At 29.3% G+C, this 24,101-nt stretch carries 26 protein-coding genes; all 26 read right to left on the bottom strand.

The window, feature by feature from the left end:
* Positions 1-9: 9 nt before the first annotated feature.
* On the bottom strand, positions 10-624 hold the full coding sequence (locus CRU95_RS06610; RefSeq protein WP_129100358.1) for a molybdopterin-binding protein: 615 nt from the start codon (positions 622-624) through the stop codon (positions 10-12).
* A 105-nt stretch (positions 625-729) separates the two neighbouring features.
* On the bottom strand, positions 730-3,378 hold the full coding sequence (gene acnA / locus CRU95_RS06605) for an aconitate hydratase AcnA (protein WP_129100357.1): 2,649 nt from the start codon (positions 3,376-3,378) through the stop codon (positions 730-732).
* A gap of 134 nt (positions 3,379-3,512) precedes the next feature.
* Positions 3,513-5,057: a nitrogenase molybdenum-iron protein subunit beta gene (nifK, locus tag CRU95_RS06600; protein ID WP_129100356.1), complete on the bottom strand. Its 1,545-nt coding sequence runs from the start codon at positions 5,055-5,057 to the stop codon at positions 3,513-3,515.
* 1 nt (position 5,058) lies between these two features.
* Entirely contained in the window at positions 5,059-6,525 is a 1,467-nt protein-coding gene (gene nifD, locus CRU95_RS06595) for a nitrogenase molybdenum-iron protein alpha chain (protein WP_129100355.1), read from the bottom strand.
* 136 nt (positions 6,526-6,661) lie between these two features.
* Positions 6,662-7,021, bottom strand: coding sequence for a hypothetical protein (locus CRU95_RS06590; RefSeq protein ID WP_129100354.1), 360 nt, complete (start codon positions 7,019-7,021; stop codon positions 6,662-6,664).
* 144 nt (positions 7,022-7,165) lie between these two features.
* Complete coding sequence (nifH, locus tag CRU95_RS06585; RefSeq protein WP_129100353.1) at positions 7,166-8,080, bottom strand: nitrogenase iron protein; 915 nt, start codon at positions 8,078-8,080, stop codon at positions 7,166-7,168.
* A 282-nt stretch (positions 8,081-8,362) separates the two neighbouring features.
* Positions 8,363-9,010 carry a TrkA family potassium uptake protein gene (locus CRU95_RS06580; RefSeq protein WP_129100352.1) on the bottom strand — a complete coding sequence of 216 codons (648 nt, stop codon included), beginning with the start codon at positions 9,008-9,010 and terminating at the stop codon, positions 8,363-8,365.
* Complete coding sequence (locus CRU95_RS06575; RefSeq protein WP_129100351.1) at positions 9,007-10,332, bottom strand: TrkH family potassium uptake protein; 1,326 nt, start codon at positions 10,330-10,332, stop codon at positions 9,007-9,009. The genes CRU95_RS06580 and CRU95_RS06575 overlap by 4 nt, the downstream gene beginning before the upstream one ends.
* A gap of 12 nt (positions 10,333-10,344) precedes the next feature.
* Positions 10,345-11,034: a response regulator gene (locus CRU95_RS06570; RefSeq protein ID WP_129100350.1), complete on the bottom strand. Its 690-nt coding sequence runs from the start codon at positions 11,032-11,034 to the stop codon at positions 10,345-10,347.
* Positions 11,031-12,062 (bottom strand): DUF4118 domain-containing protein, encoded by a 1,032-nt coding sequence (locus CRU95_RS06565; RefSeq protein ID WP_129100349.1) that lies wholly within the window; start codon positions 12,060-12,062, stop codon positions 11,031-11,033. Before CRU95_RS06565 ends, CRU95_RS06570 begins: the two co-directional genes overlap by 4 nt.
* Before the next feature lie 204 nt (positions 12,063-12,266).
* Complete coding sequence (locus CRU95_RS06560; protein WP_129100348.1) at positions 12,267-13,676, bottom strand: methyl-accepting chemotaxis protein; 1,410 nt, start codon at positions 13,674-13,676, stop codon at positions 12,267-12,269.
* A gap of 144 nt (positions 13,677-13,820) precedes the next feature.
* Entirely contained in the window at positions 13,821-15,284 is a 1,464-nt protein-coding gene (locus tag CRU95_RS06555) for a methyl-accepting chemotaxis protein (protein ID WP_129100347.1), read from the bottom strand.
* Between the two features lie 158 nt (positions 15,285-15,442).
* Positions 15,443-16,690: an RNA polymerase factor sigma-54 gene (locus tag CRU95_RS06550; RefSeq protein ID WP_129100346.1), complete on the bottom strand. Its 1,248-nt coding sequence runs from the start codon at positions 16,688-16,690 to the stop codon at positions 15,443-15,445.
* Between the two features lie 53 nt (positions 16,691-16,743).
* Entirely contained in the window at positions 16,744-17,040 is a 297-nt protein-coding gene (locus tag CRU95_RS06545) for a 2Fe-2S iron-sulfur cluster-binding protein (protein ID WP_129100345.1), read from the bottom strand.
* Positions 17,041-17,182: 142 nt separating this feature from the next.
* Entirely contained in the window at positions 17,183-17,524 is a 342-nt protein-coding gene (locus CRU95_RS06540) for a hypothetical protein (protein WP_129100344.1), read from the bottom strand.
* A 91-nt stretch (positions 17,525-17,615) separates the two neighbouring features.
* Positions 17,616-18,026 (bottom strand): nitrogen fixation protein NifZ, encoded by a 411-nt coding sequence (locus tag CRU95_RS06535; protein ID WP_129100343.1) that lies wholly within the window; start codon positions 18,024-18,026, stop codon positions 17,616-17,618.
* A complete protein-coding gene (locus CRU95_RS06530; RefSeq protein ID WP_129100342.1) occupies positions 18,016-18,351 on the bottom strand; it encodes a nitrogenase-stabilizing/protective protein NifW in 336 nt (111 codons plus the stop codon). The genes CRU95_RS06535 and CRU95_RS06530 overlap by 11 nt, the downstream gene beginning before the upstream one ends.
* A 126-nt stretch (positions 18,352-18,477) precedes the next feature.
* Complete coding sequence (locus CRU95_RS06525) at positions 18,478-18,993, bottom strand: flavodoxin domain-containing protein (RefSeq protein ID WP_129100341.1); 516 nt, start codon at positions 18,991-18,993, stop codon at positions 18,478-18,480.
* A gap of 19 nt (positions 18,994-19,012) precedes the next feature.
* On the bottom strand, positions 19,013-19,444 hold the full coding sequence (locus tag CRU95_RS06520; protein ID WP_129100340.1) for a NifX-associated nitrogen fixation protein: 432 nt from the start codon (positions 19,442-19,444) through the stop codon (positions 19,013-19,015).
* Positions 19,444-19,839, bottom strand: coding sequence for a NifB/NifX family molybdenum-iron cluster-binding protein (locus CRU95_RS06515; protein ID WP_129100339.1), 396 nt, complete (start codon positions 19,837-19,839; stop codon positions 19,444-19,446). Before CRU95_RS06515 ends, CRU95_RS06520 begins: the two co-directional genes overlap by 1 nt.
* 56 nt (positions 19,840-19,895) lie before the next feature.
* Positions 19,896-20,198 carry a hypothetical protein gene (locus CRU95_RS06510; protein ID WP_129100338.1) on the bottom strand — a complete coding sequence of 101 codons (303 nt, stop codon included), beginning with the start codon at positions 20,196-20,198 and terminating at the stop codon, positions 19,896-19,898.
* Positions 20,195-21,442, bottom strand: a complete 1,248-nt coding sequence (locus tag CRU95_RS06505) for a nitroreductase family protein (RefSeq protein WP_129100337.1) — start codon at positions 21,440-21,442, stop codon at positions 20,195-20,197. Before CRU95_RS06505 ends, CRU95_RS06510 begins: the two co-directional genes overlap by 4 nt.
* Positions 21,426-21,878, bottom strand: coding sequence for an ankyrin repeat domain-containing protein (locus CRU95_RS06500; RefSeq protein WP_129100336.1), 453 nt, complete (start codon positions 21,876-21,878; stop codon positions 21,426-21,428). The genes CRU95_RS06505 and CRU95_RS06500 overlap by 17 nt, the downstream gene beginning before the upstream one ends.
* Positions 21,875-22,396, bottom strand: coding sequence for a hypothetical protein (locus CRU95_RS06495; RefSeq protein WP_129100335.1), 522 nt, complete (start codon positions 22,394-22,396; stop codon positions 21,875-21,877). Before CRU95_RS06495 ends, CRU95_RS06500 begins: the two co-directional genes overlap by 4 nt.
* On the bottom strand, positions 22,397-22,774 hold the full coding sequence (locus CRU95_RS06490; protein WP_129100334.1) for a hypothetical protein: 378 nt from the start codon (positions 22,772-22,774) through the stop codon (positions 22,397-22,399).
* Positions 22,764-24,059, bottom strand: a complete 1,296-nt coding sequence (gene nifN / locus CRU95_RS06485) for a nitrogenase iron-molybdenum cofactor biosynthesis protein NifN (RefSeq protein WP_129100333.1) — start codon at positions 24,057-24,059, stop codon at positions 22,764-22,766. Before nifN ends, CRU95_RS06490 begins: the two co-directional genes overlap by 11 nt.
* Positions 24,060-24,101: the final 42 nt, after the last annotated feature.

Here is a 24,101-nt window from a genome sequence, read left to right as displayed (position 1 = left end):
ATTATTTCCTTATTTTCCTATCATAATATCTGAAGATTTAATTACAGCACTCATCTTTTTTCCAATTCTTATGTCTAAAAATTTTGCTGCCTCTGTTGTAATTACAGAAGTAATTGTATCTCCACCAATATCAATAATAATCTCAGAGTTTACTTCCCCTGTGGTTATTTTGATAACTTCACCTTGAAATTTGTTTCTTGCACTAATATTTAGTGTTAAATCAGCTGTTAATAAAACTGAACTTGATTTGAATATTGCTATTACATCATTATCATTTTTTAAAGATAATGATTCAACCGCACTATTTGTAATCACACTAACAAGCGAATAACCGCTTTTAAGTTTAACAAAAACACAGGAGTTTACTTTTCCTTGTTCTATATGTTCAACTTTCCCTTGAATTTGATTTCTTGCACTTATTTGCATAACCATCCTTTGGATAGATTTAAGAGCTCTTGTAAGAAAATCAGTCATTTTTGTTAAATGTGTTAAAATCTTTTGATGTGCTTTTGTAGCTTTAATTATTGATTCTATTCGTTCAATAGCTACTAGAAGTTGTATCCTTTTTTCTAATAAAAAAGTTGTGTCAGAATTTAACAAAGTCAAAGATGGTCGAAATTCCAAAAGGACTCCTTATATATTAATATATATAGCGATAATCATAAAAATATGAAAATCAATAAACAATATGCAAGAAGCATACCGTTATATACTTTAATATATAATGAATTACTTCTCTTTTATTATTTTTCTTAATACATATTCTAAAATACCGTTGTTTTTATAATATTCAACTTCTATTTGCGTATCAAGGCGACATAATACTTGGAATTCCAATACTTTCCCATTTGTTTTATATGCTTTTACTTGTAGAATAGTTCTTGGAGTTATCTCACTTATTTCTAAGATATCGATTGTTTCACTTCCATCTAATCCTAAGTCTTTCCAGCTTGTATCTATAAATTGTAAAGGCAAGACACCCATACCTACAAGATTACTTCTATGGATTCGTTCGTAACTTTGAGCAATTACTGCGCTTACTCCTAAAAGTGATGTTCCTTTTGCTGCCCAGTCTCTTGAACTACCTGTTCCGTACTCTTTTCCTGCTAAAATAACACTTGCACTCTTTTCTTGTTTGTATTTCATCGCAATATTGTAGATATAATCTTCTTCTTCGTTTGGCATATATTTTGAAAAACCACCCTCTTTTGGATAAACAAGATTATTATTTATACGAACATTAGCAAATGTTCCTCTCATCATTACTTCATGATTTCCTCTTCTTGAACCATAAGAGTTAAACTCTTCAACTTTTATTCCTTCTTCTTGTAAGTATTTACCTGCTGGATACTCAGGTGGAATTATTCCTGCAGGAGAGATATGATCTGTAGTTACAGTATCTCCAAACATTGCTAATATTTTAGCTTTTTGAATATCTTCTTTTTTTGTTGTATTTAAAGTAAAATTATCAAAAAAAGGTGCTTTTTTAATATAGCTTGACTTTTCAATCCATTTATAAGTATCTGATTTAGTTATTGGTAAACTTTTCCAATTTTCATCACCTTGTAAAATCTGTGCATATCTTTGTTTATATTGTTCACTAGTAACATTTTTATTAATTAGTTCTCTTACTTCATCATTTTGAGGCCATAAATCTTTCATAAAAATAGGATTTTCATTTTTATCAAAAGCAATTGGATCTTTGTATAAATCAATATCAACAGTTCCTGCTATTGCATAAATCATTACTAGCATTGGAGACATTAGATAGTTTTGTCTTACATAAGGATGAATTCGGGCTTCAAAGTTTCTATTTCCAGAAAGCACTGAAGCAACTGAAAGTTTATTTTCAATGATAGCATCATTGATAGGTTTTTTTAAAGGCCCTGAATTCCCTATACAAGTAGTACAGCCATAAGCTGTAAGATTAAAGCCTAATTTATCTAGATATTTATCAAGTTGGGCACTTTTTAAGTAGTCAGTGACCACTTTAGACCCTGGAGCTAAACTTGTTTTAACATATGGTTTTATAGACAGACCTAGTTCTACAGCTTTTTTTGCAATAAGACCAGCTCCTAGCATAACAAAGGGATTTGAGGTATTTGTACAGCTGGTAATTGCTGCAATTACTATATCACTTTGTTTTAAAGCTATTGTTTCTGTCTCAAGTTCTATATCTACACTTTTGTAACTTCCTGCTTCTTCTTTTGTAGTTTTTTGCAATTGGTCTAAGAATAAATGTTGATGTGGTTCTTTAGGTCCTGCTATACTTGGTTTTACACTTGAGAGATCAAATTCAATAGTATCTGTATATTCAGGTTCATTTTCTTCATCATAAAAAAGCATATTGTTTTTTGTATAACTTTCAACAAATTGTGCTTGATCTGCTCTATTTGTCTCTTTCATATATCGTAAAGTCTCATCATCTACTGGGAAAAATGCCATAGTTGAACCAAATTCAGGAGACATATTAGATATAGTGGCTCTATCTGGTAATGTTAAAGATTTTAGTCCTGGTCCGTATACTTCAACAAATTTCTCTACAACTTTATATTCACGAAGTATTTTTGTTATAGCTAATACTACATCCGTTCCTGTAATTCCTTCCTTTATCTCTCCTGATAAACGAAGTCCTATCACTTCAGGTATTGGCATATAATAAGGTTGCCCTAACATTACGGCTTCTGCTTCAATTCCACCTACTCCCCAACCCATTACCCCAATAGAATTTATCATAGTTGTATGGGAATCAGTTCCAACTAATGTGTCACAATAAGCAATTTTCTCTCCATCTTTTTCTTCTCTTTGAACAATTTGTCCTAAATATTCTAGATTTACTTGATGGCAAATTCCTGATCTTGGAGGAACAATACGAAGATTATCAAAACTTACTTGAGCCCATTTTAAAACAGAATATCTTTCTTCATTTCTTTTATATTCCATTTGTACATTTTTATCTAAACTATCTTCTGTTCCATTAAAATCAACTTGTACAGAGTGATCTACAATAAGATCAACTGGTACCAAAGGATTGATAAGTGATGCATCTTTGCCTTCTTTTGCAATAGCATCTCGCATAGAAGCTAAATCAACAATTGCAGGTATTCCTGTAAAATCTTGCATAATAACTCTTGCTGGATGATATGGAATTTCATATGGAGTTTCATATTTCTTTTTCCAAGAAGCAAGTTCTTTTATATCTTGTTCCGTAATCATTTTCTGATCAAAATTCCTAAGTAGGTTTTCTAATAAGATACGAATTGAGTAGGGAAGTTTATTTATTTTTGTTAAATCTGAGGTTTGAAGTTTTTTTAGATCATAAAAAGTATATTTCTGTTCAGCAAACTCAAAGTGGCTTTTAAACTCTTCTTTTTTCATAGGTGTCCCCTTTTTTAAAGATGAATCCTACAATTATATTTAAATTTACTGATGATAATTTTAAGTGTATAGATTAAATTAAAAAACCAAGAACCTAAGTCCTTGGTTTTAATATGATTTGAAATAATGTTAGACTATCTTACTGAATCGAAGAAATAATCTGTTTGGGCAATATCTTTAGTCTCTTCATCTAATTGGTCTAAGATACCATTAGTAATCCAAGTTAAAAGGTTGATACCACCTTCATACCCACTCATTGAGTATCTATGTAAGTGATGTCTATCAAAAATTGGGAACCCAATTCTAATAAGTGGAGTTTTTGTATCTCTGTAAAGTTCTTTACCATAAACATTTCCAATCATGAAATCAACTGGTTCTGTGAATAATAATGATCTTAATGCCCATAAATCTTTACCTGGCCAAATATTACATTCACTAGATCTATTTGATTTATCTAAGATTTCTCTCATTTGGGCTTCCCAATTTTTTCTTGGTGCATTATGACATACAACATGAGTTGGAATTGCTCCCATTTCAACTAAGAAAGAAACCATTCCTAATAAGAAATCAGGATCTCCCCAGATTGCGATTTTTTTACCATGCATATATGGGTAAGAATCTTGCATTGCATCAACAAGTCTAGCTCTTTGTTGTTTTAATTCTTCTGGAACTTCTTTACCAGTTAATTCTGCTAATTTCATAACAAATGCGTCTGTACCACTTAAACCAATTGGATTACAAGTTTCATAAGTTTGTTTCCATTTGTTTTTAATAGTTTTAGCAGTTGCTATTGTAGAATACTTTTGTAAAGAGATAGTTGCTTTTGCATTTACTGCAGTTTTAGCATCTTCAATTTTAGTTCCACCAGCATATAATTTATATTCACCAGCTCCAGTATCCCATTGCTCTTCATGGTCACCAATCATTATGATTTTATCACCGAACATTTTAGAGATTTTTTTAATCTCTTTTAATGAACCTAAATATGGTTCAAATCCAGGGATAATATTAATTCTCTCTTCATCAACTTTTTCAGCTTTAGGAGGATTTAATTGCTCTAAAGTAGATTTCATCATATTATCGTAACCTGTAATATGCGAACCAACAAAAGATGGAGTATGTGCATGAGGAATAAGAACGTCATCTAATTCACCTTCTGCTTCTTCTTTAGCTCCAATAATAAATGCACCTAAGTCATCACCGATAACTTCTGCCATACAAGTTGTACTAACAGCAATCATTTCAGGCTTATATAACGCGTTACAGTTTCTTAACCCATCTTTCATATTTGCTAATCCACCAAATACCGCTGCAGATTCACTCATTGAATCAGAAACACATGGAGTTGGTTCTTTAAAGTGTCTTGTAAAATATGTTCTAAAGTATGCAACACACCCATGGCTTCCATGTACATAAGGCATAGTATTTTCAAAACCAAGACCTACCATTACTGCACCTAGAGGTTGACAAGCTTTAGCAGGGTTAACAGTAATTGCTTCTCTTGCAAGATTTTTTTCTCTATAATCCCATGATTTAGTCCATTCTTGGATTTCATCAACTTTAGCTGGATTGATAGCTCCCATTGAACCTTCAAATTCTTTTTTATTTTTTAAAACTTCTTGATATTCAGGTTTTAAAAATAGTTTTTGTCCGTTTACTATATTATCTAAATCTTGCATATTACGCTCCCACTTCTTCTTTGTCCCATGGTGCTTTAGTATGATTCCAAACAGGAGAATTCATAGCTAAATCCATATCTTTCGCAAAAATTGCAAATGCATCATACCCATGGTATGGTCCACTGTAATCCCAAGAGTGCATTTGTCTAAATGGTAATCCCATTTTTTGAAATACATATTTCTCTTTTACCCCAGCTGCAACTAAGTCAGGTCTCAATTTTTTAACAAATTCTTCTAACTCATACTCATTTGCATCATCATAAATAAGTGTTGATCTTCCTAAATCTTCTTTAGTTCTTTTATAATCATCACCATGTCCGAACTCATAACCAGTACCAATAACTTCCATTCCTAAATCTTCATAAGCTCCAATAACGTGTCTTGGTCTTAATCCACCAACATAAAGCATAACTTTTTTACCCTCTAACATTGGTTTATATTTAGCAATAACAGCGTCTGTCATTGCAGTATATTTAGCTATTGTAGCTTCAGTTTTTGCTTGTATTGTCTCATCAAAGAATGAAGCAATTTTTCTTAAAGACTCAGTAGTTTTACTTGGTCCAAAGAAGTTATATTCCATCCAAGGTATACCAAACTCTTGCTCCATATGTCTAGAAATATAGTTCATAGATCTATAACAGTGAAGTAAGTTTAATTTTGCTTTCGGCGCAATTGCTAACTCTTTATAAGTAGCATCACCAGACCATTGTGCAATAACTCTTAATCCCATTTCTTCTAAGATTAATCTTGTAGACCAAGCATCTCCCCCGATGTTATAATCTCCAATAATTGCTACATCATAAGGAGTTGATTCAAAATCTTTTCTATGTGATGTATCAGGCATAACATGATCTCTTATCATATCATTTGCGATGTGGTGACCAAGAGATTGTGAAACCCCTCTAAACCCTTCACATGATACAGCAACAGTTTGATGACCTGTCTCTTTTTTATGCACTTTAGCTACTGCTTGAATATCATCACCGATTAGACCGATTGGACATTCTGATTGAATTGAAATACCATTGTTTAATGGGAATAATTCATCAATCTCTTCTAATGCTTTTTTAAGTTTTTTATCTCCACCGAAAACGATATCTTTTTCGTTAAAGTCAGTTGAGAAGTTCATTGTAACAAATGTATCAACACCAGTTGTACCGATATAATAATTTCTTCTACCACCTCTTGAATATTGTCCACATCCAATTGGTCCATGAGAGATATGAATCATATCTTTAATTGGTCCCCAAACAACCCCTTTAGATCCTGCGTATGCACAACCTCTTTGTGACATAACACCTGGTACAGTTTGTTTGTTACTTCTTGTAGTATCACAAGAACCTTTAACACCTTCTGGATTGTCAACTCCTAAGTGTTTTGCTCTATTTTTTTTAGCTTTTTCTGGATAAGCTTCAAGTACTTCTGCAATCGCTTGCTTTTGAAGACTCTCTAATGTTTCTGGTCCCATAATTTTTTCCTTATAAATTGTCCCAATTTTTAAGGGACTTTATTTTTATAATTTCTTTTGACAAGGATTTGTAAAAAATCCGCAAAAGTTGTCAACTCCTAAAGAGAACAACGAGTTGTCCTTTTTATAATTTTGTTTACGCTACTTTAACTCTATATAGATTCATGTCATCTAATTTTTTACAAATAGCTTTAGTTGCATCACCATCTACAGATTTTGATATTTCAGAAATTTGGTATTTATTAGTATAATAAACCATTTTATAACCATCTTTTTCTTTACACTCAGTATTAGTATAATAATCAACTAATGCAGTATGTAAAAAAGAACCTTCTGGGATAGAAATTTCTTCTAATTTTACACCTTCTCTTGTTTCACTTGAAACAGTTACAGATTTACCTGTAGCATCAATTCCATCTTGCACTTTCTTTATTACTTTATCAAAACTTACATCATTACCCATATCAGCTGGGAAGTGGTATCCACATACAAACATTTTATTCTCCTTTTAAAATGTCCCATTTTTAAAGGGACCTATATTTTATGACTTCTTTTAACAAGATTTATAAAAAATCTTTAAAGAAGCAAATCCTAAAGGGCGAAAGAATTCGCCAACATACAGCTTAATACTTACTATTTTTTAAGCTTCTTCTGCTTTTTTACCTAAGTTTTCTTCGTCAACTTCTTCTTCTAATCCAAATTCCATTAATAGATTTTCTAAGTCATCCATTTCTAATGGTTCAGGAATAACTTTTAAATCATTAGCGATGATTTTTCTAGCTAATTCTTTATATTCCATAGCTTGATCTGAAGATGGAGCAAATTCAACAACTGTCATTCTTCTTAATTCAGCTCTTTGTACATGGTTAGATCTTGGTACGAAGTGAATCATTTGAGTACCAATTTGCATTGCTAAGTGTTTAGCAAGGTCATACTCTTTATCTGTCATTCTCGCATTACAAATTAAACCAGCAAGTCTAACTCCACCAGTATTTGCATATTTTAAAATACCTTTAGAAATATTGTTAGCTGCGTACATAGCCATCATTTCACCAGACATTACGATATAAATCTCTTGTGCTTTACCTTCTCTAATTGGCATAGCAAATCCACCACAAACAACATCTCCAAGAACATCATAAGATACGAAATCTAACTCATCATCATATGCACCTTCTTCTTCTAAGAAGTTAATTGCTGTAATAACACCTCTACCTGCACATCCAACACCTGGCTCAGGACCACCTGATTCTGTACAATTAATATAACCTTCAGTAATATCAGTATTGTCTGGGTGAAATTCACCAGCACCTGGTTTACATACATCTTCTAATTCTAAATCTTCAACAGTTCCAGCCTCAGATGCTAATTGCATAATTGTAGATTGTGCTTTTTCATGTAAGATAAGTCTAGTTGAATCCGCTTTTGGGTCACACCCAACGATTAAAATTTTCTTTGCATAGTAGTGACACATTGCTGCTAATGTGTTTTGAGATGTAGTTGATTTACCAATCCCACCTTTTCCATAAAACGCTATTTGTCTTAAATCTGACATATTGTCTCCTTTTAATATTATTAATTACAAATAGATAATTGCATATTGCGTTCCACAAGATGAAAAAAAGAATATTTTTTTTAAATATTTTTATAATTCCCCGTAAAATAGGAGTTTGGGTGGATAAATTCTTTTTATAAGTTGAAAATAGGATAAAATTTATCTTGTTTGCATAATTGTTTTTTTACTACAAATTTTGTAAATTTTGTTATTTTGGAGTGTAAGTTTTAGTAAAATCAACCATAGGTTGATTTAAAATGTGAGCTTTATTTTAATTAAATTTTAGAATTCTTTACAAAATTCTTTACTATATTTAGCTTCTCCTATAAAAACTAAAATATCATTTTCTTTTATTTTATAAGAGGAGTCAATATTTAAAACCCAAGTTCCATCTGATTTATAAGAGACTATTTTAAGTTTTTTGTACTCTTCTTTTATCTCATAAATTCTTCTATTGATAAATTTTTCATTTGCTACTAGTTTTATGATTTTTATATTGTTACTTATGTCTATCTCTTCTATAGTCATATTATCAATAAGTTTATTTACTAACATTCTTCCCGCTATTTTTTCAGGATAGATTATTTTAAAAGCACCAATTTTTGATAATATTTCACCATGAGTTGATGTGATAGCTTTTGCAATAATATTTTGATTATTTAAATCTTTTAGTGCCATTACTGTTAAAATACTTGCTTCTATATTTTCACCAATACTAACAATAACCGTATCAAGATTGTATATTCCAACATCTTCTAGGGCTTGTTTATTTGTACTATCAAGTACAAAAGCATTATCAATGTATTCGCTTATCTCTTGAATTCTTTTTTCATCATTATCTACTGCTATTACTTTTACATCTAATCTTGATAAACTCTTTACAATATAAGATCCAAATTTTCCTAATCCAATAACTGCGATTGTTTTCATATAATAATCCTTCCTACTGGGTATTTAAAATGTTTTGTTTTTGCTTTTCCTACTAAGATTAAACCAAAAGCAAAGACTCCAAGTCTTCCTGCTAACATCATAATTATGATAATACTTTTTCCAAAGGTGTCAAATTCTTGAGAAAAACTTAGAATATCCCCATTCCCTGTTGATACTCCAACTGTCCCAAAGGCAGAAACAACTTCAAATAAAATTCTTAAAAAAGGTAAATTTTGTGTTTCTACTAATATTAAAGTGGCTAAAAGTACAAAGAAAGAGGATGAAAGAATAATTGCTAGAGCTTTATTTATAATTTTTTGTTCAATTGTTCTTTTAAAAATACTTGGTTGTTGATTACTCTCTTTTAAAATATAAATTACTGTAATAATTAAAATAGCAACAGTAGTTATTTTCATACCACCAGCTGTACTTCCTTGTCCTGCTCCTGTCATCATAAATAAGGTTGAAAAGAAAAGAGAAGATTCTTTTAATGCTCCCAAATCAATGCTATTAAAACCGCTAGTTCTAAAGTTAATCGAGAGAAAAAAAGCATTTAATAATTTATCATAAACAGATAAGTTTCCAAGAGTTTTTGGGTTATCCCATTCAATGGATAAAAATAATATCATTCCTGCAATTATTAAAATAATTGTTCCATATATCATAATTCTTGTATGAATAGTAAACCTTTTAGCAAATTTTCTATTTTCATAAATTTCAATTAAAACAAAATATCCCATTCCTCCTAAGACTACTAAGATACAGATTGTAACTAAGGAAATAGTGTCACTTTGATATCCTACAAGACTATTTGTAAATAAAGAGAAGCCTGCATTGTTAAACGCACTTACACTATGAAATATTCCATACCAAATAGATTCCAAAAGATCATACTTCTTAAGAAATTGAGTAGTTAAAACAATAGCTCCTGCTAGTTCTATAACTAATACAACAGCAAAAATCTTTTTTAAGAATCTTCGAACATGCATGTTTGGTAAATCTAATGATTGTCTCATTGCTCTTTTTTCATCTATATCTAGTCTTTGTCTAAGAGATAAAAAGAAAATGATTACTAATGACATATATCCTATTCCACCAATTTGGATAAGAATCATAATAATAACTTCACCTAAAAAAGTAAAGTTTTCAGAAGTACTTGTAACAATGAGTCCTGTCACACATGTAGCACTAGTAGCTGTAAAAATAGAATCGATAAAGGATAAACTTCCTTTATGACAAATAGGCAAAGAAAGAACTAATGCTCCAAAAAATATAACTAATACATATCCTAAAAATATAGATTTTACATATTTATGTTCCACTAATTATTAATCCTAATTTTCACTATAAGAAAATCTATAACCAATTCCAGACTCAGTTTTTATATATTTTGGTCTAGTACTGTTTTGTTCTATTTTTTTTCTTAAAGTATTTACATAAGTTCTTAAATATTGCATTTCAGTTTGATAACCTGTTCCCCATACTTCATTTAGAATTTGTTTATGGGTTAAGGTTTTGTTTGCATTTATCATAAAATATTTTAACAACTCATATTCAATAGGGGTTAGTTTTAGTACTTCTTTTTTGAATTTGATAGTTCTTGTACTAATATCCAAATCTAAGTCATTGCAAATAAATTTATTATCAATCTCTTCTTTTGTAATATTTCTTCTTAAATTTGCCCTTATTCTTGCCAATAGCTCATTTACTGAAAATGGTTTTGTAATATAATCATCTGCTCCAACATCTAAAGCAGCCACAATTTCTTTTTCATCATGTCTTGCTGTTAGAACGATAATTGGTACTTTTGATATTTCTCTAATTTGTTTTATTAAATCTTTCCCATCACCATCTGGTAGTCCTAAATCAACTATAAGAAGACTTGGATTATGACTTAAGAACATCATTATAGCATTTTTCTTGCTTTCACTTGAAATAAAATTAAAAGCATACTCTTTAAATGTTATTTCTAATAATTTTTTTACAGAAGAATCATCTTCTATTATATGTATTAACTCTTTCATATTAGTTTTGCTCTTTTTAATACGGGTAGATTTATCTCTATTAGTATGCCATTATTTTGTGAAATAGCTTTAATCTCTCCATTATGAAGTTTAACTATACTTTTACAAATAGCCAAACCAATACCACTACCTGAGATATCATTGGTATCTTCTACCCTATAAAATTTATCAAAAATATTTTTTAATTTTTCTTCATCTATAAATTCTGTTTCGTTAAATACTTGAATTTTTATATAATTATTGCAATCAATCACTTCAAAATCTATTTTTGCATTGGTAGATGAATATTTAAATGCATTATCAAGTAAATTTACTACTAATTGAGTAAGTAAAGTATTATCTCCCCAAAATAGTCCTGTCTCTTCAATATTTACTATTACTTTTTCATCACTTTGTTTTTGAGAAAATTCATCTAAGGCAACTCCCACAATATCTTCGAAATCACACCATTGAAGTTTTAAATTAATATTGCCACTTGATAATCTAGTACTATCAAGAATATTTGTAATAAGTCTTTCCATTCTAATAGAAGCATAATTTATATCTTCTAGTAGGTTATTTTTATTTGTTTCAGTTAACTCATTGTTTGATAATATTAAATTAATACTTCCATGAATAGTTGATAAGGGAGTTCTTAAATCATGGGAAATAATATGTAATAAACTCTCTCTTAATTCATTTTGTTTCATTTGATTGCTTATGCTTTTTGCTTGATAAGTAATTATCCACCCAACAATTCCAAAAATCAAAAAACTCCAAATATAGAGTTCATTGTGCACAGAAAAGCTATATATTGGGGGAATGTATAAAAAATTTAGAAGAACTACACAAAGAATTGTCATAAAAAAAGTAGCTTTACCTTTTCCATGAATAGCTACTACAATAACAGGAATAATATGTATAAGTGCTATGTTTATGATGTCTAAAGAGCTTCTAAATATGTGACTAATAATAGTAATGATTAATAAAATTCCTAAGGCTTTTAGTATGTAATTATATTTTCTATATGGGAAAAGTAGATTCATCATTTTAAGCTTTAAATAGTTTTATTATTAACAAAAATATTAAAAAAGATAAAATAGAAAGCATAATAATATTTGGTGTAGTCATATTTTTTTCTTTAAAATAGGTGTGACTACTATTATATGTTGTATTATCTAAAGAAAAAATCAAAAAACAAATTTAAATATCAAAATTTTATAAAGATGCTTTTTATTAATTAATATAAAAGCTTAAGCACATATATTTTCAAAGATACTTTCTTTTCCTTCAAAAGTTTTTTTACTTGTCTCTTCAACAATAGTATTTGCAATATTTGATGTTTCAGTTGCAATTTTATTTGATTTAGAAGATATTTCTGAGTTTGTATAAATTTGTTTTTCTAAAACTTTTACGGAATTGTTAATTTGAACTATACCTTCTTGTTGTTTTTTAGAAGTAATTGCCACTTCATTAATCAATTCTATTGTTTTATCAATATCAATGTTTAAATTTGAATATCCCTCTATCATCTCATTTGCGATAGCTTTTCCTTCATTGGCTTTTTGATTTGCAGCTTCAACTAGTTTTTTTATATCCTTTGCCGCTTCTGTACTTTTATTTGCAAGATTTCTTACTTCTTGGGCAACTACTGCAAATCCTTTTCCTGCTTCTCCTGCAGTTGCAGCTTCAACGGCGGCATTTAGTGATAAAATGTTAGTTTGAAATGCAATTTGATCAATGATACTTATTGCTTCATTTATCGAACTTACTTCTTCATTGATCTCATCCATAGAAATATTAGTTTTATTTGCAAGGTTCTCTCCCTCTTTTGCAGATTTTATAACTGCATTTGCAAATTCAGACATTTCAATTGTTTTTTCGTATGTTTTACTAACATTTTGTGTGATTTCTTCTAATACAAGTGTTGTCTCTTCTAAGCTTGTAGATGCTTTTGTTGAAGAGCTATTTAGTTTAAAAGCATTATCTAATAAAATTTTAGATGATTTTTGTAAGATAGTACCATTTTTTTTATTTTCTAATAACATATAAGTAATTGCATTTTTAAGTTCATTAATTGAAGTTGATAAATTTATAAACTCACCATCATCTGAAATATTTTTTAAAATTAAATCATTTGTGTAGTTGTAATTAGTATATTCATTAAGAATATTATTAATAATCTCAAAATGTTTTTTTGTATTTATTATCATATCATTAACAACTATCTTAAATTCTTCCAATACTTTATTTGAAGTTTTTACTTGAATAATATTATTATATCTACCATTTTTGACCTGTTCTAGGATATCTTTTGCTTCTGTAATAAATAAGAGTTCTTCTTGTTCTTTGATTTTTTGTTTTTTATCTCTTGTATCAATAATATTTTTTATTTCAGAGTATTCACTTGCAAAAGAAGTATTTATTTTAAGTTTTGCATCTTTATTATCCATATTTTTAAAAAAATTTACTAATTCTTTTGATAATTTTTTACCATTTTTTCTTTCATCTAGTTCATGAAAAATTAAAGCTATTGCAATAACAATTTGAATTGTTTGTGAAGTTGTATTTGTTGTAAAAAATAGTGCATTAATAGGTAATAATAACATTCCAAGATAATGAATTATTGTCATTCTAAAATATAATGATTTTATATTAAACATATGTGGTCCTTTTTTTAGAATATTATCTAAATAGGACAAAAAGAGTATTGATTAAAATCAATACTCTTCAAAAGGGAGAGCATTTAAATCTTTCCCCTTTATTTTTTGTTGTTTACAGTGGTATAATTTTTTTGGAGTTATTATTTATTTAGTTCTTTTATTCATCTCTTTTGCTTTAACATCATTTTTACCAATAAACTCTTTTTCATTTGCTTCTGAAACAATAAGTTTTGCAATAGTATCTGTTGTTGTTGCTATATCATGTGCTTGAGATGCAACCATTGCATTTTGTTGAGTTTGTTGATCAAGTTGAGTTACTGCTGTATTTATTTGTTCTATTCCTGTTTGTTGTTCTTTACTTGACATTTCAATATCAGAAATAAGATTTATAGTTTCTTGAATATTTTGATTTAACTCTTTATATCCTTCTATCATATTTCCAGCTATATTTTTACCCTCATTTGCTTTTGAAGTAGCATTCTCAACTAATGTTTTTATCTCTTTTGCTGCTTCTGCAGAACGAGAAGCTAAGTTTCTTACTTCTTGTGCAACTACGGCAAAGCCTTTACCTGCTTCTCCTGCAGTTGCAGCTTCTACTGCTGCATTTAGAGATAAAATATTTGTTTGAAATGCAATTTGATCAATCACGCTAATTGCTTCATTGATAGATTTAACTTGCTCATTTATTTCATCCATTGCAACTGTTGTTTGTTTTGCAAGCTTTTCCCCATTTGACACAGAAGTTGTAACATTAGTTGAATTACTTGCCATTTTTGCAATATTTTGAGTGTTGTTTCTAATATTTGCAGTTATCTCTTCTAAGGCTGCTGCTGTTTCTTCTAAACTTGCTGCTGCTTCATTTGAACTTTGATTCAATTTATCAACATTTGCTAAAAGTAAATCTGAACCTTTATCAAGGGTCAATCCATTTGCTTTATTTTCTACTAACATTTCATTTACAACATTAGCAAGATTGTTTAATCCTTGAGCTACTTCCCCTAAATTGTTTCCTTCTATTCTATGGGTAAAGTTTAATTTTTGAAAAGATAATAAGGCAGCTGATATTTTATTTAAATCACCATCTACTTTAGTAGATACAATTTCAAATAAGTCATTAATGCCATTTTTAAGATTCTCTATACCTTCATTTTGTGTTTTTTCTTGTATAGTTTGTTTCATAATACCTGTTTTTGCTATATCAATTGCCTTATTAACAGCTTTTATTACATTTTTTGCATCAGTAATATCTTGCGCGAACTTAACAACACGAGTCACTTTCCCACTTTTATTTTTTACAGGAGTATATGAAGCTTGAATCCAAACAGAAGTACCATCTTTTCTAATTCTTTCAAATTCATTTATTTGAGATAACCCTTTATTTAAACTCTCCCAAAATTCAGTATACTCTTTTGTAGTTACATATGTTTTATCACAAAACATTCTATGATGCTTACCAGCTGTTTCTTCTAATTTATAACCCAAAACATTTAGAAAATTATTATTTGCATGTATTATTGTTCCATCTGGTTTAAATGAGATAATTGCATAGTTTTCATCCATTGCAGTTAATCTGGCAGATTCTTCTTCTGTTTTGCCTAAATTAAACATTATATTCCTTCTTTATTAAAATTATTTTCTGTTATTCTAAGTTATTTTTCTAATATACTTTAAAAATAATATCTTATGTTATCTTAAAAACAAACTATTTAGTAGTTAGTTTATGTTATTTGATATGAGATAATGAGCTTTATTAGTGTAGAATAAAGCTATAGATTTTCTACTTTGTAAAGCTTTTTTCTCTCTTTTGAAGAGGGAACATCCAACATCTTTCTGTATTTCGTAATAGTTCTTCTTACCATTTCTAGGTTAAATTTATCTTGAATAGCATCTAAAATATCTTGGTCTGTTAATGGTATTTCCTTATCTTCATATTCTACAAGACTTTTTATATAATTTTTTATCTCTGAAGATGATAAATCTTTATTGTTAACTGCATTTGAAAAGAAATGTTTTAAAGGATATGTTCCCAAAGAACACTCAATATACTTATTTGCCACAGCTCTTGAAATTGTTGATTCTGCAAAACCAATTTCATTTGCTAATTCTTGCATAGAGTAGGGTTTTAGTTCACCACCCACAAAAAATGAAATTTGTTTTTCCACAATCAAAAGAACTATTTTGTATAAAGTTGATTTTCGTAAACCTAATAAGTTTACTAAATCTCTTGCTTCTTTTAATTTCTCTTTTATTCCCTCATTTTTAGAATTAAAAGCATCTTTTACTTCTAAATCTGGGTAATAAGCATGATTTATTTTGATATTGATATCTTCGCCAATATCCACAAAAAAATCAGGAATTATTTGTACATTGTCATTCATATAATTTACAGCAGGAGGATTATTAAAGTATTTTATTACCTCTTTTGCATCTTCAAACCTATGGTGTGCTGCATATTTATCCAAATGAGAAATATCTTTAATAATCTTTTTTATGAAGTTATATAATTCGTCATCAATTTTTTTATCACAGGCATCTAATTGAAAAAGAAATGACTCTGATAAATCTTTTGCTCCAATTCCGCTTGGTTCTAGAAGTGAAAATCTTTGTCTTATAGACTCAACATACTCTTTATATACATTACAAGTTTGAGCTATTTTTTCTATATCTCCTTCAAAATATCCCTCTTCATTTATGTCACAAATGATTTCCATAGCTACTTTTTGAGAGTTTGGAGTTGAAAAATTTGGGGCACATATTTGTTCACTTATTACATCATTTAAAGATTCATTATAAATTGCCAAAGATTCTATAAACTCCCCACTAGTTCCTTGTGGCATAAAGTTTGCATAAAACTCTTTTGGTTTTTTTATTTCCAAAAATGGATTTTCATAAGAGACATTTTTTAGATGTTTCTCTAGGTCTTGAAGTGAAGATTGTAGCATTGGTAACCACAATTTCAAAGATAAGTTAAGATTTTGCTTTTGTGAAGCCGAGGTTGATAATGTTTGTGCCATTATGATATTTTGCCCAAATTCAAAAAGAATTTGGACATTTCCTTGTATATTTTTTAATACTTAATTCTAATAACACCATTAGGCTTAACTATTTTCATTTGGCAAGACAATCTTGTTTTCTCAGTTGCTGTACCTACACAATTCTCTTTGATTACTTTTACTTCTTTTTCATTTATTGGAGAAATAAACTCCATACCTTGTTCAATTTCAACTACACATGTTCCACATTCTCCATCTCTACATCCAAAAGGTAAAGCTGAACCTGATGCTTCAACAACATCTTGAATTGTACTTCCTGGTTTAACATTAATTGCTAAAAAATCGTTTATAATTTCTACTCTAGTTGTCATTTATCTTCCTTTTAAATTGTCCCAATTTTAAAGGGACCTTCATTTTTTATCTACTTTTTAACAGGATTTATAAAAAATCCTTAAAAGTAGCAAAATCCTAAAGAGCGAATGAATTCGCTTTTTTATACTGATTAACTTATTGTTATTTTAATTTGTATGGTTTTACTAAAATATCACCTTTGATTAACATCATTGGTGCAATTCTAACTTTTGGGCTGATTGTAAATTGTTGACATTGTAAAGCTTCATCAGAAGTGATTGCTCCCAATTTAACTAAGACATCTAACTCTTCATCTTCCATGTAACTTGTTGGTTCTTCATCTGCAAGATTTTCAACATAGATTAAACTTTTTGCATAATCTTTTGCATCAGATATAAGAGGAACACCTTTTTCTTTAGCCAATCTAACAATTGGTTCACCGATTTTTGCATCATAAATACCATCAGTAACAGTATCAAAATGCATAAAAATAACTTTTGCCATATTTTGTCTCCTTTTTTAGCTTGTTTTCTTCATACAAACCAAGCCATATGATAAAGTTCTAAAAACTCTTTCATCTGACTTGGTTAATAATTTAATCTTTTGAATAGTATTTTTCTCTATGTTTCCTCATAAATTCTAACTCTTCTTCTACTTCATCCCTATAATCTTCCATTGCTTCTAGTTCATGTTCTCTACACCCTACTATTTCAACTGGAACATCTAATAATCCTAAAAAGTGAACTTCATATACTCGAATTACTTGTAAAAAATCACCCATAGATTTGATATATCCAATTGCACCTGCTGGCATTAGTTGTGCTCCAATTGGTGCATGAGGATAGGTTCCATCATTAACTATCTCTTTTAGAAGTTTAACTTTTTGACCTATTCCAAACTTTGGTTTGTCTTCATCTTTTCCTGAACGACCTGCTGTTACACTATCATGAAGAGGTGTGTTAGCATCTACGATATCTTTATGTGTAAATCCATCTTTAGCACCCACAACTTCCTCCTGCTCCTGTTGGACTTGGACTGCAAGACGAACAACCCTCTAATTTCCCAGTCTCATACATATTCCAAACATCTGCAGCACTTGGTGAGTGACCATTTTTATAATCACCATAAACTCTTAACAGAGAAAATTTCAAAAATTCTAAAAGCTTATTTTCTTCAGAAATTGAAGATAAACCTTTTTTTATAAGTGTTCCATACTCTTTCATCATATGAAATCTTTTTACATTGATTAGTTTTTGGTCGAAATCTATATCAAAAAATTTAAAAAAATCTTCTGTATCTCTTAATTTATAAAACTCTTCTATTGTTTTCATTTTATATCCTTTAAAATGTCCCATTTTAAAGGGACCTTATTTTATTTTCATCTACTTTTTAACAGGATTTGTAAAAAATCCTTAAAAGTAGCAAAAACTAAAGGGTTTTAAGAATAAAACCTTTTTTTAAGCTGGAATCTCTTCTTTTAAAGAGTCAATCCATTTAGCTACTCTAATTTCTGTTTTATCTTTTTCATTATGTTCATCTATTGCTAAACCACAAAGTTTTCCATCTATTTCTGCTTGTGAGTATTCATACTTATAGTCATTTGCATCTACAAAACCAACAACATTTGCTCCAGCAGCTGTAAAGGTTTTGTAAAGTTTTCCTAAAGCTGAACAGAAGTGTTCACCATGTTTTACACTATCTCCTGCCCCAAATAAGGCAATAGTTTTCCCTGAAAAATCAATACCATCTGATTCTATTTCAAGTAAAGGATCAACCCACTCAAAATATACATCTCCTTGTCCCCAAGTAGAACTCCCAATGAAAAGAACATCGTGCTCAAGCATTTGATCTATATCATCAAAATCTTCTTCCATATTAATCACTTCTTCCACATCAAAAGCTTCTGCTAAGGCATCTGCAACTATCATAGATGTTCCACCTGCTGTTCCACAAAAAATTCCAATATTTGCCATACTTATGTCTCCTTTTTGTCTATACATTCTTATATTTGTTGTAAGTCTCTTCTGCTTTTACAAGATATTTTTCACCCTCTTTTAACAAATCTTCATATGTTCTAAATGAAAACCTATGAGCATCTTTAAAAAACTTCTCAGCTAATACAATTTTTCCTGCAAAAACTACTACTCTTCCAAATCCTTCATGGCTCATCTCCATTACAACTGAGCACATTACACCTGTAAGTTTTTCAAAAGCCAAAGCAACAGCTTGAAATACAAGTCTTATATCTTTGATTTGCATCTCATCTATATCTGCAATAATTGGAATGTTTTTTAAGTCCTCTTTAGTTCTTACATATTTTTCCACTAGTAAGTCTTCATCACTCTTATTAACCCATGTTCCAAATTGATCTAAGGCTCTAACTTGTCCAATTAGTGTTACTTTAAAAAGTTCTTTTTTATCCATTATGAAGCCTTTTTTTCTATAATTTTTTTGATAAAAGGAGGAGGATTTGTATTTAACATATCCTTTAGTTTTTTTACTTCTTCATCTATTGATACAACTTCTTTATACTTAATAGTGAAGATTCCATTATTGATAAGTTTTGCAGCTGCTATTGCTCCCACATTTGTAAAATATACAATGTCAACACCTTCTAAAAGTGCTACTGTTTTATCCGTATCTTTTTCAAGTACTTTTTTTATCTCACACATTGTTGATTGCTCTTTACTTATTTCATAAATAGCAAACTGTTTTGCACTACCAAAGTGAGAATCAATGTTCTCTAAATCAGTAGTTGCAAAAGCAACTTTTATAGTACCTTCTTGAGAGTCATTTGTTGTGATTTTAATACTGCTCATTTTTTTGTCCTAAAATAAATTTAAATAGATATATGCAAATAGTGTTCCACAAAAAATTAAGTAGTTTTTTTACTTCTAATTAGTGCCAGAAAATCTATAAGGTCACTTAGGAAAAATGCCCTATTTGTGAGCTCTGCAAAGTAAACATTTGTAAAAGTATTTTGAGATGTAAATGATTTTGCGCTTTGTACAAACTCTTTTGGTAATTGATTATTTATAGGAAGTGGTTTTATTAGTTCATCACAAACTTCTTCAAAAAGAAATAAAATTTCAGCAGGTTTTTCTTCACACAACATATAAATATCACTTCTATAAAGATCATATTTTTTATATAGTTGATGATAAGTCTCTTTACTCATTTTCCTACCGCCATTAAATATAAGATATTGTTTGAAGTGATTAAAGTATTTTGTATTTCATCATCAAAATAAGCTCCAATTCCAGTGGAGTTTATTTGTAGATTTGTTGCCTTTAAAGCAATAATATGAGCTAAAAAACCACTAAGTATAAGAGCTAAAGAGTAATTTGATCTTATTTTTGAAGTGAAAAATATAGTAGCACTTGAAGTCCCTCCTATTTTTTGATTAAAGGCTAAATTTGTTGATATCTCACTAAAATCACCCTCTTTTTGTAGTTTAAACTCTTTATAAATCCCTTTTTTTAGAGTATTTATTAGGTGATTTATAAAATATATTTCTATATGATATTTTTTTGCAAAACTAATAATACCTTGCATAATAGTTTCAAAATCTTCTTTATTGATAGGTTCTTGTTTAAATGCCCTTACTGATCTTCTTTTATCAATAGCATTTTGTAGATTTTCTTTTGATAACTCTTTTAAAAAGTCTATTTCCAATTTATCAAAATTTTTATGATAAGAGTGTGAATAAAACTCTTCAATAAATGGCTCTTTTATATAATAATCACAAGGGTTAACAAAAGGAATATTCTCCCTTAGTCTATTTGTCTCTATATCTTTATACTCACTTGAATAAATGGAAGCCACAAAGTGTTCATAGTTATCAAAAGAGAAGGCTTTATTTAGTTGTTTTTTTTTAAATCTAAAATTGAAAAGATGTTCTAAATCTTCTAACACTAATGAAGCATAAATTGAACCTAATTGGTGACCTGTATCAAGTAATAGATACCTTATAGCTCTTTTGTCATATTTCCATGAACTTCTAAAATATACATTACTAAGCAAGAAGATAAACTTTTGTTGTTTTATATTCATATAACTTTCTAAGCCATCATTACTTAATTCATGAATTAAAGTTAAAGAGTTTTCTATTGGTTCATAGTGATAAATACCATTTAAAAACTTTTTGATTCCTCTTATTTGAATATAAATTTCGCAAGGATAAAGCCCTCCAGCACTTGGATTTACTCTTAAGTTTACCTCATCCTTTCCATATTTTTTTGTATATGAAATTTTTCCAAAGTTTTTTATAAATTGTAACTCTTCATAATCATCAAGTTTAAAGCGTCTATAAAATTTTGGATAGCTTTTATATGCCCTTGCTTGAGTTTGCCAATTTATAAATTGGGTTTGCAAAAAAGCATTTTTTTGTGTAATGTCTGTTTGATTATGAAACTCTTGCATTTCTTAACATTTTTACGATTTTTGGAGTAACTGCTAAATCAATAGCCTTAAATCCATCAAGATTTTCAAAAGAGCTATTGGCTCCTTTTTCTAAGAGAAGTTTTACAAAATCTTCTTTTCCTGCACTTGCACAGTACATCAAAGCTGTTACATCATTTACATTTTTTGAATCTATTTCAATACCAGCATTTACAAGTAGTTCAAAACACTCATAAGATGAAGCAAAACAGGCATTCCAAAGTGCAGAATTTCCATCTACATTTTTCATATTTAAATCAACACCTAACTCTAATAACTCTTTTACAAGATTTACTTTTCCTTCTCTTGCTGCTTTCATTACAGCAGAGTTTCCATATTTACCTGCTTTATTTAAGTCATTTTCATCATAGTTATTACTTTTTAACCATGATTTTAATTCAATAGATAAAGTTTTCATACACTCATCCAGTTCTCGTGAGTATGGCCTTTTACTTTGGTGTTAATAACTTCTTCCAATGCTGATTCAAATTCATCTAAATCGAGTTTATGTTCAGCATTTGAAGGTATCTCTTTATATTTTATTACACCCTCTTTATCTATAATAAATACCGATTTTGCAATTAAATTTTCATTTAAATTCACTCCAAATTTTAAAGAAAATTTATTAAAGTCATTTGAGAGATTACCCTCATTCAATCCAAATACAGCTGCAACTTTTTTAATATCACTAATAGGGCTATTTGTTATAATATATACTAAAATCTTTGATTCAAATTTTTTCAAAATGTCATGTAAACCATTGTTATAATCTTTTATATTAGGTGAAGTGAGCATTATTTGTATTTTAGGTGCCATCATACCTATAACTTTGGATTCTCCATTTAACATCTCAACTCTAGATGCTGGTGCTTCAGAGTCAACTTTTCTCTCTTTTGTTTTTAAGATATAAAACTCTTTTTTGTATTTTACTTCCATTTATAAAATTTCCTTATGTGTTATTTGACAATTTGTATCAATTATCATTAAAGATTTTTTTAGCTGGTTTTTCTCATCCTTTACACTAAAGATTTTTGAGAACTCTTTGTATTCTCTTGAGATTAGCCCCTCTTTTAGTTCAAACTCTTTTATTATCTCTTCACACTCATCAATACTACTCATAGTGATAACAAAAGTTTCAGCTCTATTTTCGAAAAAGCTTATTGCATCGTTTAATTGTTCATTAAAGGCTTTAATATCAGGCAATGAAATCACAACTTGTATTTTGTCTTTTGGAATTCCCAATAATCTTGTAGTTCCATTTATCATCTCTAAACCTAATGCTTTTACTATTGGTCTTTGTAAATTAATGCCCATGAAATGCCCCTTGATTATGATGGTTTATTAGGTTTGCTAACTCAAAAAGTAAGTATGTACTTCCCTCATATAAAATATCATTTTTAAGTTGATTACCAACTCCTTCAAAATCAGGGAAACCTCTTAGCATAAGAGCTTTTTCATGTCTCATTGTGTATCTTTCCCCATGAAAGTTTGATATTAATATGTCACTTTCTTTTAGATATTTTTCAACATCTTCAAAATCACCAATTATTATATTTTCACATTCTATATTATCTAGTAAATCATTTTTATGGGTAGTTACTATGGCTTTTATATTTGCCCCTGCTTCAATAATAGTATTTGCAATACTTATACATTGATCAGGTTCAAGGGCTAATACAACAGAAGCACTTCCAATTGCAAAGTGAGAATCAAGCATAGCATCTTGCAATCTTTTTCTCCATCTAACAATACTTGGATGGGGAGTTGAGATATTTTTGATTTGGCAAAGGGCTTTGAAAAACTTATCACTATCTTCTAATCCACCTAAAGAATCAAAATGTAGTAATTTCATATTTTCATTTTTTGCTTTTAATTTATCTCCAGCTTTTTTTACACTACTTCCTATACTAATAGCTAGTGAACAAGTTCCTAATTTCTCTATATCTTCTACTGTTATTCCTCCACTACTTAAAGCACCTTGCTTTAATCCTAAGTGACCATCTAATGAATCACTTAAATCAGGAAGAGATAAAACTTCATAACCAAATAATGCTATTGTGTCTTTGATTTTTTCTATCTCTATTGGTTTTAGATTTACATTTGGAATAATTACTGCTTTATTCACATCAACTTCACTTGCATTTGCAACAAGTTGGTCAATGATTGCTTCAATAGATTTTGCAAAACCACTTTCAATAGAACCTTCAAAATCAGGAGTATTTACATAGACCATTTTTTGTTGGTCTTGGACAAGTAAACAAGCCCCTTTTATATCATCCCCTTTTGTCTCCGTAAGACCTGTTGTAAAAAGACCTACAAGATCAGTTTGTACTTTTTTAGTGATATTTTTAATTGATTCAGAAATCGCATAATCTCCTCCATCAATTACAGCTGTTATATCATTTACAGCTGTTGTTTGAACTGCTATTGGATCATTGAAATGTCTTGTAAAAAACACCTTTGAGAATGAAGCACAACCTTGCGCTCCATGCATAAGTGGCATACAGTTTTTTATTCCTAAAAAACAAAGCATCGCTCCCATGGGTTGAGATAGTTTGATAGGGTTTAATTGTAGAGGTTTTGCACTTATACTTTCCATGATATTTCCTATATTATTTTCAATATATATGCAAATAGTGTT

Source organism: Arcobacter sp. F2176 (assembly GCF_004116465.1).
In the GTDB taxonomy this organism is placed as follows: Bacteria; Campylobacterota; Campylobacteria; order Campylobacterales; family Arcobacteraceae; genus Arcobacter; species Arcobacter siniprincipis.
This window is presented reverse-complemented; position numbering and strand designations above follow the sequence as displayed.

Bases quoted from the DNA above. Each gene is read 5' to 3' on its own strand.
- CRU95_RS06525 (WP_129100341.1), bottom strand. From the start codon at position 18,993: ATGGCAAATATTGGAATTTTTTGTGGAACAGCAGGTGGAACATCTATG.
- CRU95_RS06505 (WP_129100337.1), bottom strand. From the start codon at position 21,442: ATGCAAGAGTTTCATAATCAAACAGACATTACACAAAAAAATGCTTTT.
- CRU95_RS06565 (WP_129100349.1), bottom strand. From the start codon at position 12,062: ATGATGAATCTACTTTTCCCATATAGAAAATATAATTACATACTAAAA.
- CRU95_RS06500 (WP_129100336.1), bottom strand. From the start codon at position 21,878: ATGAAAACTTTATCTATTGAATTAAAATCATGGTTAAAAAGTAATAAC.
- CRU95_RS06545 (WP_129100345.1), bottom strand. From the start codon at position 17,040: ATGACAACTAGAGTAGAAATTATAAACGATTTTTTAGCAATTAATGTT.
- CRU95_RS06510 (WP_129100338.1), bottom strand. From the start codon at position 20,198: ATGAGTAAAGAGACTTATCATCAACTATATAAAAAATATGATCTTTAT.
- nifK (WP_129100356.1), bottom strand. From the start codon at position 5,057: ATGCAAGATTTAGATAATATAGTAAACGGACAAAAACTATTTTTAAAA.
- CRU95_RS06540 (WP_129100344.1), bottom strand. From the start codon at position 17,524: ATGGCAAAAGTTATTTTTATGCATTTTGATACTGTTACTGATGGTATT.
- CRU95_RS06490 (WP_129100334.1), bottom strand. From the start codon at position 22,774: ATGGGCATTAATTTACAAAGACCAATAGTAAAAGCATTAGGTTTAGAG.
- nifN (WP_129100333.1), bottom strand. From the start codon at position 24,059: ATGGAAAGTATAAGTGCAAAACCTCTACAATTAAACCCTATCAAACTA.
- CRU95_RS06515 (WP_129100339.1), bottom strand. From the start codon at position 19,839: ATGAGCAGTATTAAAATCACAACAAATGACTCTCAAGAAGGTACTATA.
- CRU95_RS06530 (WP_129100342.1), bottom strand. From the start codon at position 18,351: ATGAAAACAATAGAAGAGTTTTATAAATTAAGAGATACAGAAGATTTT.
- CRU95_RS06590 (WP_129100354.1), bottom strand. From the start codon at position 7,021: ATGTTTGTATGTGGATACCACTTCCCAGCTGATATGGGTAATGATGTA.
- CRU95_RS06555 (WP_129100347.1), bottom strand. From the start codon at position 15,284: ATGTTTAATTTAGGCAAAACAGAAGAAGAATCTGCCAGATTAACTGCA.
- CRU95_RS06550 (WP_129100346.1), bottom strand. From the start codon at position 16,690: ATGGCACAAACATTATCAACCTCGGCTTCACAAAAGCAAAATCTTAAC.
- nifH (WP_129100353.1), bottom strand. From the start codon at position 8,080: ATGTCAGATTTAAGACAAATAGCGTTTTATGGAAAAGGTGGGATTGGT.
- nifD (WP_129100355.1), bottom strand. From the start codon at position 6,525: ATGGGACCAGAAACATTAGAGAGTCTTCAAAAGCAAGCGATTGCAGAA.
- acnA (WP_129100357.1), bottom strand. From the start codon at position 3,378: ATGAAAAAAGAAGAGTTTAAAAGCCACTTTGAGTTTGCTGAACAGAAA.
- CRU95_RS06495 (WP_129100335.1), bottom strand. From the start codon at position 22,396: ATGGAAGTAAAATACAAAAAAGAGTTTTATATCTTAAAAACAAAAGAG.
- CRU95_RS06570 (WP_129100350.1), bottom strand. From the start codon at position 11,034: ATGAAAGAGTTAATACATATAATAGAAGATGATTCTTCTGTAAAAAAA.
- CRU95_RS06560 (WP_129100348.1), bottom strand. From the start codon at position 13,676: ATGTTTAATATAAAATCATTATATTTTAGAATGACAATAATTCATTAT.
- CRU95_RS06520 (WP_129100340.1), bottom strand. From the start codon at position 19,444: ATGGATAAAAAAGAACTTTTTAAAGTAACACTAATTGGACAAGTTAGA.
- CRU95_RS06580 (WP_129100352.1), bottom strand. From the start codon at position 9,010: ATGAAAACAATCGCAGTTATTGGATTAGGAAAATTTGGATCTTATATT.